The organism is Mesorhizobium sp. M7D.F.Ca.US.005.01.1.1 (genome assembly GCF_003952545.1).
GTDB classification, from domain to species: domain Bacteria; phylum Pseudomonadota; class Alphaproteobacteria; order Rhizobiales; family Rhizobiaceae; genus Mesorhizobium; species Mesorhizobium loti.
This window is the reverse complement of the sequence record NZ_CP034453.1, coordinates 1993408-2006550: the sequence shown is the minus strand read 5'-3', so window position 1 is coordinate 2006550 and position 13143 is coordinate 1993408. Positions and strand designations below refer to the sequence as shown.

Sequence of the window (13143 nt, the reverse complement as noted above, 5' to 3'; positions counted from 1 at the left end):
GGTCTCCCGCTACCAACCCCCGATGGGCAGAGCCTTTCCCATTCGCGCGCCGCAGCCGCCGTTTACACCCCGAGCCGAACGCAGGTCTTCACTGCACCAGGAAAGGCCGCCTACGTATAGGGCATGCTTCATTCATGGCCTTGCAAAAAGGCGAAGCAGTGAGGCGATATTCGCCCGCGCTTCAGCCAATCACCGTGCAGCGGATCGAGCGAGCGCTCGACCGCGTGGCCGAGATCATCGTGGCGCGCGGCAACCAAGGCGAAACGTGGCTACCACTATACGACCATCTTGAGCGCGCTCTGAACGACTACCAAGCGAAGGAGGGGCGCCTCGCTGGAGTCCATCAGCGCGTTACACGATTGAGGGATCAAAGGGCAACACGATCTTCATAAGTTCTTCCTGCCACATCTTCATGTCGCCGCCCTCGCCGTATTTCGGACGGTCGATGGTGTGGCCCATTAGCATCCGCCTTAGCTCCTCATCCAGTCTACCGTTCTTCATGCGGTCTTCGAAAGAATGGCGCAGCGAATAAACGGTGTGCTTGTCGGTCGGGAACAATTTGTGGTTCTCGAAGTGCTTGTTAAGCAGGGCGGATAGCGACGCCTCGCGATCCTTGTACCTCGGAAAGCCATTAGGGTGCCGCTTGAACACCTCAAGCGCCACGCCAACGAGCGGTATCTTACGCACGGATGAGGCTGTCTTGATTTCGCGTGGGTCCTCAGGATCCTCGCGCGGCTGCACCGAGATGTGAGGCACCTCGTGGTCGAGGTGTATGACGCCGTCGTGCAAGTTCGCAAGCTCACTCGGGCGAGCCCCCGTTTCCGCGAAGGCTAGCACAATGCCTCGCGCATCATCGTTGAGTGCCGCAAGCGCGCCGGGCGCGAAGATCCTGTCGCGAATCCAGTCGGTCGGGAATGGTGGGCGACGGCGTTTCGACTTGTCGCTGAATGAGAGATCGGCGAACGGATTCTTCTGTTCGGGTGAACCGAGATGACGATAGTAGTCGCCGTAGAGGGTTCGCAGGTTGCCCATATTTCGGTTGCCGGTCGATGCCGAACGGTCTGGCCTCCCCTTCTCGGGCGCGATTCGATCCAACCAATATTTATGCACCGCACGCGCGTCGTCGCGCGTGATCTCCCCCATTGGCTTGTCGCCGACAAGTGTGATGAAGACATCGACGCTCATTTGGCGTTTTGCCTTCCATCGTTTCTTCTGATCAGCACTTTTGGTGCGGAGTTCGTCGCGGACGATCTCGTCGAAATAGAGCTTCAGCGCTTCCGAAATTTTGTCGTCAGGACGGGAGACAGTGCCAGTGACAGCGTCAACCACGGGAGAGCTGGCAGGCTCTCCGATCGTGGCCTCGGCCCGCTGTAGGATGGTATCCAGCGGCTCGGCAACGAGGATGTCGGCGAGCGGCCGATAGACGAACCCTAACGCCTCGGCGCGCTTGATAGCGCGCTGGTAACGAATGCGCGCAGCTTCTGGGTTTTCGCCAAGCATGAGAGAGGACCATAACGCGTTATCGGCAGCCTCATGGAGGTCACGGGCGGTGCGCGCCTTTAACCGGTCGGTCGTGTCCAAGGAGCGCCGCACATGCTCGCCACGCGCATCAACGTCCCTGAGCTCCTTTGGGACGCGTCGATAATAATGAAAGTGACTGCCTCTCAACCGCAGGAAGCGGTCCGGTTCTTGCTCTTCGCGGCGTCTTCCCATGGTCCAGCGCAGCCATTTGTAGCACAATAGGTAGCACAATAGGTAGCACAAATGACCAGATCGGTGCAAGCACACGGGCACAATTCATAAGATTATCTAGCAAAATCAATGACTTAACGGAGAAGCCGGTGGTACCGTTGGCTGGGATCGAACCAGCGACCTCCGGATCCACAATCCGGCGCTCTAACCATCTGAGCTACAACGGCACGTTTGCCTGAGCGGGATCGAAACAGAAACTCATCCCGACCGCTCTGTCGTTCGGCGATGCGTCCTTACGGGCTTATGGATTCTAATTCAAGGCTTTTGGAAAGCAAAGGTCACTTCCCCACATCGGCGCGGCATTTGCCTGGCAAAAAGAGGGCACAAGGCAAGAGCAGGGCGCCAGACAAAGAAAAAGGCCGGCGGGAGGAGGTGCCGGCCTTTTCCTGTTACGAGCCAGCGGGAGGAGGTGCTGGCTGGTCACCCCGGAGAGCAGAGGGAGGAGGTTCCACCCGCCGGGTATTCCTTGATGGCTACCATCATACGCCTGATCGTTTTTAAGAAAATGCGACCTTTTGTTGCATCCTCAGATCATGCGTAAATGTTAGGCAACCTTGATTTCCTTCATCGCCTTCTCGAAGGCGGTCTTGATCGGCTTGGAGACGTCCTCGGCTGCCTTAGAGGCGACGGCCTGGAAGTCCTTGGCCTGCTCGACGGTCGTTTCAACGCGCTTGCGCAGGAAGGCGGTCTGCAGTTCAACAACTTCCGACAGCGACTTGGCGCCGATCAGGGCTTCGAGATGGGAGAAGCCGGCCTCGGCATTGGCGCGCAAAGCGGAAATGGTCTTGAGCGACAGGTCGCTGGAAACGGTCTTGGCGGTCTCGAAGGTCGACTCCAGAGCCTTCTGGGTCTCCTCGGCGCCGGTCTTCAGCTTGGCATAGGCTTCCTTCGACTGCTCAACGCCCTTTTCGGCGAAAGCGCGCATCTGGTCGGTGGCCTTGGAAGCATCGAAGCTCGGGAATTCAACGTTTTCGATCGTCTCGGCAGTCTTGGTCCTGGACATTTTCCATCCTTTTCAGCAGCAGCGGCTTTGACAGAAAGCCGTCTCGTTCATGTATGATGGCAATATAAAGGCAAATTTTGTGCATTGCAATATCTTTGTTGCACTGCACCATAAATTTCTTTTGGGCCGTTAACCAAGAGCCCAGATTCCAGCCTTTGCACGTTCTGGCTTGTGGACCTTCGCGCCTCCGGCTTTTATTAACAAAGCGTTAACTGCAAATTCGCCGCTCCGTGAGGGTTCGCCAAGCGCATGCCGTCCGAATATTCCTTCCTCGACGTCGCCGTACTCGACGCGGTCCGCCAGCGCTTTGCCGCCGGCGACGCGATCGCGATCCTGTCGGCGGATCTGGAGCAGGTGATCTGGGCCAATGGACCGGGCGCCGCGATGTTCGGCTATCCCGACATCGAGGCGATCATCGGCGCCTCGGCGCAACTGCCCTTGATCGCCAGGCGCCAGATCATGGCGACCAGCGGATTTCCCGAGATTGGCAGTGACCGCGCCATCATGGTGCGGCTGGCGACCGGCCTGACCAGCCGCGCCGTCAGCTTCCTGGCCAGTGCAGTGACCATGCCGGACGCCGAAAAGGCGATCATGCTCGCTGTGCCGGCGGCGCAGACAGGTTCGCGCGGTGCCGGCGAAATCGCCGCTCGCGCCATCAGCGGCTTCACCGAGGATGGCCACTTCATCGCCTTTGTCGACGCCGGCGGCCATGTCGAAGCGGCCTCGGAAGGATTTTCGGCACTGGGCATCTTGCCGGAGACGCTGGCTGCGCTCGTCGCCGATGTCGCGGCCGAGAGCGACCGCATCGTCAAGCGCCTCGTCCCCGGCCGCACGGTCTCCTATCCGGCAGGGCTGGCAAGATTGACCGAGGAACGGCATCTGCTGGTGGTGATCGACGAGGACCAGCTCGACGACAAAGCCGCTGCCGACGACAGCGTCGTGGAAGCACTGCAGCCAGCCCCAACCGAGACTGCAGCTCCGGAAAGCACGATCGCCCAGCCGGAACCGGATCAGGACAACAGACCGACAGTCGACAGCGAACACCCGGCTGCCGCGGTGGACGAACCGAGCGTTGCGGAAGCCGCCGAGACCAAATCGGTGCCTGCCGAGCCTGAGAATATCCATACAGCCGAGCAACCCGCGGAGACGGCGGACAACGACCCGGGGAGTGCCGACGGCACGCCGGCACAACATGATCACTGGTACTTCAATGCCGGTGAGGATGATGCACAACGAACCGACCGCCCAGCCGCAACCGAGCCCGTTGAGCCTCCCGGCACCCTTCCGGAGGTTGCAGCGGAAAATCCGACGCAGGACGATACGAAGGCCGCCGCGCCTCTCGAACGCCCGGTTGCGCGGTCGATCGACCGCACGGCGGCCCCGGTACGCTTCGTCTGGCGCACCGATGCCGAGGGTAAGTTCAGTGCGCTGTCGCCGGAATTCACCGACATCGTCGGCAAGCCGGCGGCCGACGTGATCGGCCGGCGCTTCAGGGATGTCGCGGCCACCTTCGGCCTCGATCCCTCCGGCGAGATATCAGGCCTCCTGGAACGGCGCGATACCTGGTCCGGGCGCTCCGTGCTGTGGCCGGTCGTCGGCACCGATCTTAAGATACCCGTCGACCTCGCGGCGCTGCCTGTCTATGGCCGCAGCCGCGCCTTCGAGGGTTTCCGTGGCTTCGGCGTCGCGCGCGCCAGCGATGCAGTCGTCGATCCGGAAGCGATCGGCATGGCGCTGGTCCCCAATGGCGAGGCGCCGGCGACGCCGGAACCGCAAGCCGTCGAACCCGCGCTCGAACAGCCTAAGGCTGAAGAGCCGAAGGCCGAGGACGCTCAGGCATCGGACCCGTTCAAGGGCGAAGTGCCGGCGCTGACCATCGTGCCTAAACAGGAACGACGCTTTGCCGATAAGGTGATCCGGCTCGCCGAACATCGCCAGCCGGCCAACGACAAGGGTCTGTCGACCCTGGAACGCAGCGCGTTCCGCGAGATCGGCGAGCGACTGAAGAAGGACAGCGCCCCGGTCGAGCCGGCAGAGACCGAGAAGCACGGCCTCGAAAGCTTCGGGGAAGCGATGATCGAGACGTCTGCTGAATCTTTGGCGAAAATTGCGGATGTGCCGACCGCTAAGGCCGAAGTTCCAGTCGAGGCGGCCGGCGGCCCGACGCATGCCAGCGAAATCCCTGCGGCAGAGCCAGAGAACGAACCGGTCGAGCCGTCTGATGTCGATGCCGAAGACGAGCGGGATCTGGCGCGGCTTGACGGCGGCCATCTGGACGAAGCGGCTCGTGAGGAACCTTCCGAGCCGAATGTGACGGGCTCGTTGCTCGACTATGCTGGCCATGATGACGACGGCGGTCCTGTCGCGGACAACAGTGACGAGGCCCCTGTTTCCGAACCGGTGGCGGCGAAACCAGAAATCACCAAGCCCGTCGCGGCTGGCGAAGAGCCGGCTGGCGCTGATGCGACACATGACGCCGTCGATGACGACAGCATGACGTCAGCTGATTTTCGCGATGCCGAGGATAGCGAGGATTGGGCGCAGCCCGACGAGGAAGGCGCGGTGCCTGACAAGGAGGCGACTGCATCCGCCGAGGAAACTACCAGCGCAAGCGACGCCGTCGCGGCACGCGTCGAGCGCCCTCGCCTGCAGGTGCCGCCGCTCAAGACCGAAGGCTTCGTGCCGTCGGCGTTTTCCGTCGGAGATGAGCACAAGGCTCCAGACACCTCGCTGCTCGGCAAGCTGCCGGTGCCGCTGCTCATCCATTCCGGCGACCAGTTGCACTATGCGAACGAGGAATTCCTCAATCTGACCGGCTATGAGGCGCTCGATGACCTGGCGGATGCCGGCGGCCTCGGCGCGCTGTTTGCCGACCCCTACGCCGACGACGGCGCTACCGACGGCACCGATCGTGCGCTGCGGTTGAAGACGCGTGACGGACAGGAATTCCCGATCGAGGCCATCTTGCGCTCTGTTCCCTGGCGCGACGGCAAGGCGCTGATGCTGGTCGTGCGCCGCTCCGGCGAGGATGACGCACCGGCGGCCCTGCATGCGGTTGGCGACGAGCAGACGCAACCCGACATTCCCGAGCTCAAGGCGCGCATCGCCGAGATGCGCACCATCATCGACACCGCCACCGACGGCGTCGTGCTGATCGGCCGTGACGGCACCATCCGCTCGATCAGCCGTCCGGCCGAAGCGCTGTTCGGTTTCGACAGCGACGACGTCACCGGCAAGCCATTCGCCTCGCTGTTTGCGATCGAAAGCCAGCGCGCGGCGCGCGACTACCTCAACGGACTGTCCGAGCCTGGCGTGGCGAGCGTCATGAATGACGGCCGCGAGGTGATCGGGCGCGAGGCGCAGGGGCGCTTCATCCCGCTGTTCATGACCATTGGCCGGCTGCCCAACGATAGCGGCTTCTGCGCTGTCGTGCGCGACATCACGCAGTGGAAGCGGGCCGAAGAGGATTTGACGCAAGCGCGTGCGGTGGCCGAGCGCGCGTCTTCACAGAAGACCGACTTCCTCGCCCGCATCAGCCACGAGATCCGCACCCCGCTCAACGCCATCATCGGCTTTTCCGAACTGATGGTCGACGAGAAGTTCGGACCTGTCGCCAATGACCGTTACCGCGACTATCTGCGCGACATCAACCGCTCGGGCAATCATGTGCTCGACCTGGTCAACGACCTGCTCGACATCTCGAAGATCGAAGCCGGCCAGCAGGAGATGGCCTACGAGGCGGTGTCGCTCAACGACACACTGGCCGAGACGGTGGCGATGATGCAGCCGCAGGCCAACCGCGAACGCGTCATCATCCGCTCCAGCTTCGCTTCGCGGCTGCCGGAAGTGGTGGCCGACCTGCGCAGCGTGCGCCAGATCGCGCTCAACATCCTGTCGAATGCCATCCGTTACACCCAGGCCGGTGGCCAGGTGATCGTCTCGACCGCCTATGAGACATCGGGCGACGTCGTCATGCGGGTACGCGACACCGGCATCGGGATGAGCCAGGCCGAGATCGAGCAAGCGCTGAAACCGTTCAAGCAGATCAACGCGCTGAAGCGTGGGCGCGGCGACGGCACGGGCCTTGGATTGCCGCTGACAAAGGCGATGGTGGAAGCCAACCGCGCCCGATTCACCATCAACTCGACACCGGGAGAAGGCACCCTGGTCGAGGTCGCCTTCCCGTCGACCCGCGTGCTCGCGGAATAGGCCAGCCCCGGTACCGATAAAAGAAAAGGCGCCCAAAGGACGCCTTAAGAGATGGGATTGCTGTCACAACGGGGGCTTGAGCGAATTCGGATCCTCCGGGGGCTGAGGAACGGGATTTCTCCCTCAAGTTGTATGCGACTATCGACGCCGGACGTTAACAACTCCTTACCGGCGCGGCGGAAAATTTACGAATGTGTACCACTCGTGAAATCTAGGTAAATTCTACCGACATATTTGGTTAACCATGCCGGATAGTCTTTTCCATGCATGTCGGTGTCTCAAAACCGGGGTCACTTTCGAGCGACATGCATTAGCAGCTACTCGGCCAATTGCGGCAGGTTCTTGAACAGCTCCAGCGCCTCTGGATTGGCGAGCGCCTCCTTGTTCTTGATGGCGCGGCCGTGCACGACGTCGCGCACCGCAAGTTCGGTGATCTTGCCCGACTTGGTGCGCGGGATGTCGGTGACGGCGACGATCCTGGCCGGCACGTGACGCGGGCTCGCCCCGATGCGGATTTTCGCGCGGATGCGTTTTTCCAGATCCGCATCCAACTGTACGCCGGCAGCCAGCCGCACGAACAGCACGACACGCACGTCATTGTCGAAATCCTGGCCGATGCACAGAGCTTCTAGAATCTCCGGCATCTGTTCGACCTGGTTGTAGATCTCCGCCGTGCCGATGCGCACGCCGCCCGGATTGAGCGTCGCGTCGGAGCGGCCATGGATGATCAGGCCACCATGGATGGTCCATTCGGCGAAGTCGCCATGACACCAGACATTGTCGAAGCGCTCGAAATAGGCCGCGCTGTATTTCTTGTTGCCGGGATCGTTCCAGAAGCCGATCGGCATCGCCGGAAACGCCTTTGCACAGACCAGCTCGCCCTTCTCTTGCCTGACCGGCTTGCCGTCATCGTCCCAGACATCGACGGCAAGACCGAGGCCTGGTCCCTGGATCTCGCCGGTCCACACCGGCTCGATCGGCACGCCGAGCACGAAGCAGGAGACGATGTCGGTGCCGCCGGAGACCGAGGCCAGGTGCACATCCCGCTTGATACCGTCATAGACGAAGCGGAAATCCTCGGGCGACAATGGCGAGCCGGTGGAGGAAATCGCCCGCACATCAGACAGATCATGCGTGCGGATCGGCTTGAGACCGGCCTTGCGCACGGAATCGATGAACTTGGCCGAGGTGCCGAAGAAGGTCATCTTCTCGGCATCGGCGAAGTCGAACAGCACATTGCCGTCGGGGTAGAAGGGCGAGCCGTCATAGAGCAGCAGCGTGGCACCCGAAGCGAGCCCCGACACCAGCCAGTTCCACATCATCCAGCCACAGGTGGTGAAGTAGAAGAAGCGGTCGCCGTCGGTGAGACCGGCATGCAGCCGATGTTCCTTGACATGCTGGATCAGCGTGCCGCCGGCCGAATGGACGATGCATTTGGGAATGCCGGTCGTTCCCGACGAAAACAGGATGTAGAGCGGATGCGAAAACGGCAGCGGCTCGAAGGTAACGGGCTTGCCGGCGAAGGGCGACAGCGCTTCTTCCAGCGCCACCGCCTTGTCGATGGTAGCAGCGACATCACTCGATGTGCCGAGATAGTCGACGACCAGGATCTTGCGGACAGTGCCTAGCTTGGCCGCGACCGCGGCGATCTTGTCGGCGACCTCGATCGCCTTGCCGTTGTACCAGTAGCCATCGGGCGCGATGAAGACGACGGGCTCGATCTGGCCGAAGCGGTCGAGCACGCCCTGCTCGCCGAAATCGGGAGAGCAGGACGACCAGACCGCACCGATCGAGGCGGCCGCCAGCATGGCGGCGATGGTCTCCGGCATGTTGGGCATCATGGCGGCAATGCGGTCGCCCTTCTTCACCTTGAGCGACAGGAAAAGCTGCTGCAGCCGCGAGGTCAGTGCGTGCAATTCGTTCCAGGACAACCGACGCTCGACCTTGTCCTCGCCGCGAAACACGATTGCCTCACTGGCGCCGGTCTTCCTCAGCAGATTCTCGGCGAAGTTCAGCGTGGCATTGGGGAAGAAGGAGGCACCGGGCATCCTGTCGCCATCGACGAGCGCGGGCTCGCCCCCATCAGTGCCCTTGTCGCCGACGATGCCGCAGAAATCCCACACCAGGCTCCAGAACCCTTCGCGGTCCTCGACCGACCAGCGATGAAGTTCGGCATACGAAGAAAACGTTACGCCGGCTTCCACAGCGGCTGCCTTGGTGAAAGCGGTCAAGGGCGCGGCGTCAATCTGGTCTTGTGTCGGGGTCCAGAGCGGTACTTCGGCAGCCATGATCGTTCCTCCACGGTCGCCATCGCTTATGCATATCGCAGCGCAGCAGAGCAAGATTTTGTTCGGTCAATGCGACCAGATGTGCGCAAATGCCATCGCCGGGCCATAAAGACTTGAAATGCCTCAGCCCTAAGTCGTAGTGACGACTGGAAGTCGTGGTGACGACTGGGTTACGCCCGTCGGGCGATTTTTGTCGGAATGGAAGCATACGGGGCGATATGCCATCATCTTTGATCCGGCGCGGAATATGGACGATCGGCGCTGCCGGTATCGTCATCGCGCTGGTGGTTGCCGCCCTGCCGCTGATCGCTTCCACTCGTATCGTGCGCGACCGCATCGCCTGGGAAATGAGTGCCTGGAGCGGCTTTCGGGTCGCCATCGAAGGTTCGCCGCGCATCGAGGTCTGGCCGACATTCCGCGCCATCCTGACCGATGTGACGCTCTCACAATGGACCGACACCGACGCGCCGCCGGTCGTCGAGGCAGAACGGGTCGAGGTCGACCTGTCCGCCATGGCGGCACTGCGCGGCGACGTGGTGTTTTCGACGGCGCGGCTGGTGCGGCCGACGATCCGGGTTCAGCGCACGCCAACCGGCCTCTTCCTGCCCGCCGTCCCGACCGGCGGGCGCATCACGCGCTCCATCGATACGGCCCGCGGCGTGGTCAATGCCGACCCCGCCAAGCCGGACCTCGACAAGCTGCCGGCCGACACCTTCGGCACGGTGGAGTTCCGCGACGGCCGTATGGTGGCCTCCATTGCCGGCAAGGACGTCGAAATCCTGAGCAGTTTGACCGGCCAGGCGAATTGGGCGGCGATGAACAGCAATGCGACGCTGTCGGCAACAGGGATCTGGCGCGGCGAAAGCGTTGCGCTGGACGTCGCCTCGCCGAAACCGCTTGTGCTGTTTGCCGGCGGTACGGCGCCGCTCACGCTGTCCTTCAAGGCGGCACCCGCTACCTTCTCGTTCGATGGCACGGCCAGCATGTCCGAAAATACCTATTTCGACGGTCAGGCGAAATTCTCGGCACCCTCGCTGCGGCGTGTCCTGGAATGGTCGCAGGCCGGCATCGCTCCGGGTGCTGCGATCGGCTCGGTCAGCATTTCCAGCAAGATCACGGCGACCGGCGGGCGCGTCAAGTTCGACAACACGGCCATTGCCCTGGACAACAATCCGGGAATGGGTGCGCTGGACCTCTCGCTTGGCGAAGCACAGCCGGTGATCTCCGGCACGCTCGCTTTCGACACGCTCGACCTCAGATCGTTCCTGTCGGCCTTCACGCCGCTGGCGCCAACCGGAGGGGCGGGGCCTGGCGAAATCGACACCAGTTTCGCCGACAAGATCAACCTCGATCTGAGGTTGTCGGCAGCACACGCCACGGCGGGACCTATCCAGCTCGCCGATGTCGCCGCCACCGCCCAGGTCAAGGACGGTCTTTCCGTCTTCGACATCTCCGACGCCTCGGCCTTCGGCGGCAACATCCAGACCAGCCTTCGCTTCGACCGCAAGCCGGAAGGCTCGCAGGTCGAGATCCGGCTGCTGGCGTCCGACATTGACGGCGGTGCTTTCGGCACGGCGGCCGGAATGACCCGGCTGGTGCCGGTCGGCACGGGTACCGTCTCGGTGATCCTCAAGGGACCGGGCAGAACCTGGGACTCCATCTTCGACAATGCCGACGGCTCAGTCTCGGCGACCTTTGGACCGGGTGCGTTGAGCAAGCTCAACCTGCCGGCCTTCCTCAAGCATACCGAGCAAGGCGGCTTCTTCGCGCTTGATGACGTCTCCGACGGAACGCTGCCGATCGACGGCGCCGAGATCAAGGCCAGCATTTCAAAGGGCGTGGCACGGATCGACAAGGCCGAGGCCAATTCGGCGAAGTACAAGATCTGGCTGTCCGGCATCGCGTCCTACGCCGGCCGAGGACTGGCCTTGTCCGGTGGTGTCATTCAGGCGGACCAGGCGGCAACACAGACCAATGGTCAGCAAGGCCCCAACCAGTCGTCGTTCTTCGTCGGCGGGACCTGGAGCACGCCATTCATTTCCCCGATCAGCCGCGGCGTTTCGGGGGAATAGGCCGCCGCGCTTTCCACCTTCAACCGCGCTGTGCGGCCCGTTCGTCGAGCTGGCGCTGCACCTCGCGCCGCTTGTTGGCAAGCGAGGCGATGATGACGCCAATCGCCACAACGGCAATCAGGATGGTGCAGGCGGCGTTGATCTCCGGCGTCACGCCGAGGCGAACCTGGCTGTAGATCTTCATCGGCAGCGTCGTGGCGCCCGGCCCGGAGGTGAAGCTGGCGATGACCAGATCGTCGAGCGACAGAGTGAAGGCCAGCATCCAGCCGGACACGATGGCCGGCATGATGACCGGCAGCGTGATCTGGAAGAAGGTCTTCACCGGCGTTGCGCCCAGATCCATTGCGGCTTCCTCAAGCGAGCGATCGAAGGTGATGAGGCGCGACTGCACGACGACAGCGACGAAGCACATGGTCAGCGTGATGTGGGCGAGCGTCACGGTGAGGAAGCCGCGGTCGAGGCCGACAGCAACGAAGAGCAGCAGCAGCGACAGGCCGGTGATGACTTCCGGCATGACCAGCGGCGCAAAGACCATGCCTGAAAAAAGCACCCTGCCCTTGAAGCGCGTGTAGCGGGTCAAAGTGAGTGCAGCCAGAGTGCCCAGCACCGTCGCAACGGTGGCCGAGATCAGGCCAACACGCGCCGTCACCCAGGTCGCGTCCATGAGGCCCTGGTTGTGGAACAGCGAGACGTACCATTTGGTCGAGAAACCGCCCCAGACAGTGACCAGTTTCGACTCGTTGAAGGAGAAGACGATGAGCAGCACGATCGGCAAATAGAGAAAGGCAAAGCCAAGCACGATCGAGGTGATGTTGAAGCGGCTCCAGGTGGTGTTCATGAGGTCACCTGTCCATTTCTTGAGCGCGCGCCTGAGCCCGCTGGAAGAGCATGATCGGCACGATCAGCAGCAACAGCAGGATGACGGCCACGGCCGACGACACCGGCCAGTCGCGATTGGCGAAGAACTCGTTCCACAGCGTCTTGCCGATCATCAGCGTCTGCGATCCGCCGAGCAGGTCGGGAATGACGAATTCGCCGACGGCCGGAATGAACACCAGCAGACAGCCGGCGATGACGCCGGGTAGCGACAGCGGGAAGGTGATCTTCCAGAAAGCGCTGGTCGGCGGGCAGCCGAGATCCTTGGCCGCCTCGATCAGCGAATAATCCATCTTCTCGAGAGCGGAATAGAGCGGCAGCACCATGAACGGCAGGTAGGAATAGACGATGCCGATGAAGATTGCCGTATAGGTGTTGAGGATGATCAGCGGCTGGTGGATGACGCCGGTGGCAAGGAGCAGCTGATTGAGCAGCCCTTCGGGCTTGAGAATGCCGATCCAGGCGTAGACGCGGATCAGGAACGAGGTCCAGAACGGCAGGATCACCAGCATCAGCAAGGTTGGGCGGATGGTTGCCGGCGCGCGCGCCATGCCGTAGGCGATCGGATAGCCGACGAGCAATGTCAGGACCGTCGAGATCGCGGCGATGATGACGCTGGTCACATAGGCGTTGAAGTAGAGCGCGTCCTGCGTCAGCCAGGTGTAGTTGTCGAGACTGAGTTGTTTCAGCTGGGCAACGAACCCGGAAATGCCGCCGCTGAAATCGAGTGCCGGCGTATAGGGCGGAATGGCGATCGCCGTCTGCGAAAGGGAAATCTTGAAGACGATGACGAACGGAATGAGGAAGAAGAACAGCAGCCAGACATAGGGGATGATGATGACCAGGCGGCCAAAGAAGGCCGCGCCCAGCCTGGCGAGGGCGGATTTGCCAGCATTGGTTGCCGGAGAGGCTGATGCGGTGGTGACGGCGGCGCTCGACATGC

General features: G+C 62.3%; 7 protein-coding genes and 1 tRNA gene. 2 read left to right on the top strand and 6 right to left on the bottom strand.

Going from position 1 to position 13143, the window contains the following annotated elements; translation table 11 throughout:
* Positions 1 to 351: 351 nt before the first annotated feature.
* The 3 genes from EJ076_RS09505 to EJ076_RS09495 form a co-directional block, all read right to left on the bottom strand.
* Positions 352 to 1713: a DUF6538 domain-containing protein gene (locus tag EJ076_RS09505; RefSeq protein WP_109670214.1), complete on the bottom strand. Its 1362-nt coding sequence runs from the start codon at positions 1711 to 1713 to the stop codon at positions 352 to 354.
* A gap of 129 nt (positions 1714 to 1842) precedes the next feature.
* A tRNA-His gene (locus EJ076_RS09500) sits at positions 1843 to 1919 on the bottom strand.
* 377 nt (positions 1920 to 2296) lie between these two features.
* Positions 2297 to 2755 (bottom strand): phasin, encoded by a 459-nt coding sequence (locus EJ076_RS09495; protein WP_109670216.1) that lies wholly within the window; start codon positions 2753 to 2755, stop codon positions 2297 to 2299.
* A gap of 249 nt (positions 2756 to 3004) precedes the next feature.
* Between EJ076_RS09495 and EJ076_RS09490 the strand changes: the two genes are divergently transcribed.
* On the top strand, positions 3005 to 6964 hold the full coding sequence (locus EJ076_RS09490) for a PAS domain S-box protein (RefSeq protein WP_126067718.1): 3960 nt from the start codon (positions 3005 to 3007) through the stop codon (positions 6962 to 6964).
* Positions 6965 to 7281: 317 nt separating this feature from the next.
* Here the strand turns inward: EJ076_RS09490 and EJ076_RS09485 are convergent, their stop codons facing one another.
* Entirely contained in the window at positions 7282 to 9252 is a 1971-nt protein-coding gene (locus tag EJ076_RS09485) for an acetoacetate--CoA ligase (protein ID WP_126067717.1), read from the bottom strand.
* 218 nt (positions 9253 to 9470) lie between these two features.
* Here EJ076_RS09485 and EJ076_RS09480 point away from each other — a divergent pair, with 218 nt between their 5' ends.
* Positions 9471 to 11324, top strand: a complete 1854-nt coding sequence (locus tag EJ076_RS09480; RefSeq protein WP_126067716.1) for an AsmA family protein — start codon at positions 9471 to 9473, stop codon at positions 11322 to 11324.
* Positions 11325 to 11343: 19 nt separating this feature from the next.
* Here EJ076_RS09480 and EJ076_RS09475 read toward each other — a convergent pair whose 3' ends face one another.
* The gene (locus tag EJ076_RS09475; RefSeq protein ID WP_109670225.1) at positions 11344 to 12162 is read right to left on the bottom strand and encodes an ABC transporter permease subunit; all 819 of its coding nucleotides are present in this window, start codon (positions 12160 to 12162) and stop codon (positions 11344 to 11346) included.
* 4 nt (positions 12163 to 12166) lie between these two features.
* A complete protein-coding gene (locus EJ076_RS09470) occupies positions 12167 to 13141 on the bottom strand; it encodes an ABC transporter permease subunit (RefSeq protein WP_126067715.1) in 975 nt (324 codons plus the stop codon).
* Positions 13142 to 13143: the final 2 nt, after the last annotated feature.

Excerpts from the sequence above, each read along its gene's own strand:
- EJ076_RS09505 (WP_109670214.1), bottom strand. The coding sequence starts at position 1,713 with ATGGGAAGACGCCGCGAAGAGCAAGAACCGGACCGCTTCCTGCGGTTG.
- EJ076_RS09495 (WP_109670216.1), bottom strand. The coding sequence starts at position 2,755 with ATGTCCAGGACCAAGACTGCCGAGACGATCGAAAACGTTGAATTCCCG.
- EJ076_RS09490 (WP_126067718.1), top strand. The coding sequence starts at position 3,005 with ATGCCGTCCGAATATTCCTTCCTCGACGTCGCCGTACTCGACGCGGTC.
- EJ076_RS09485 (WP_126067717.1), bottom strand. The coding sequence starts at position 9,252 with ATGGCTGCCGAAGTACCGCTCTGGACCCCGACACAAGACCAGATTGAC.
- EJ076_RS09480 (WP_126067716.1), top strand. The coding sequence starts at position 9,471 with ATGCCATCATCTTTGATCCGGCGCGGAATATGGACGATCGGCGCTGCC.
- EJ076_RS09475 (WP_109670225.1), bottom strand. The coding sequence starts at position 12,162 with ATGAACACCACCTGGAGCCGCTTCAACATCACCTCGATCGTGCTTGGC.
- EJ076_RS09470 (WP_126067715.1), bottom strand. The coding sequence starts at position 13,141 with ATGTCGAGCGCCGCCGTCACCACCGCATCAGCCTCTCCGGCAACCAAT.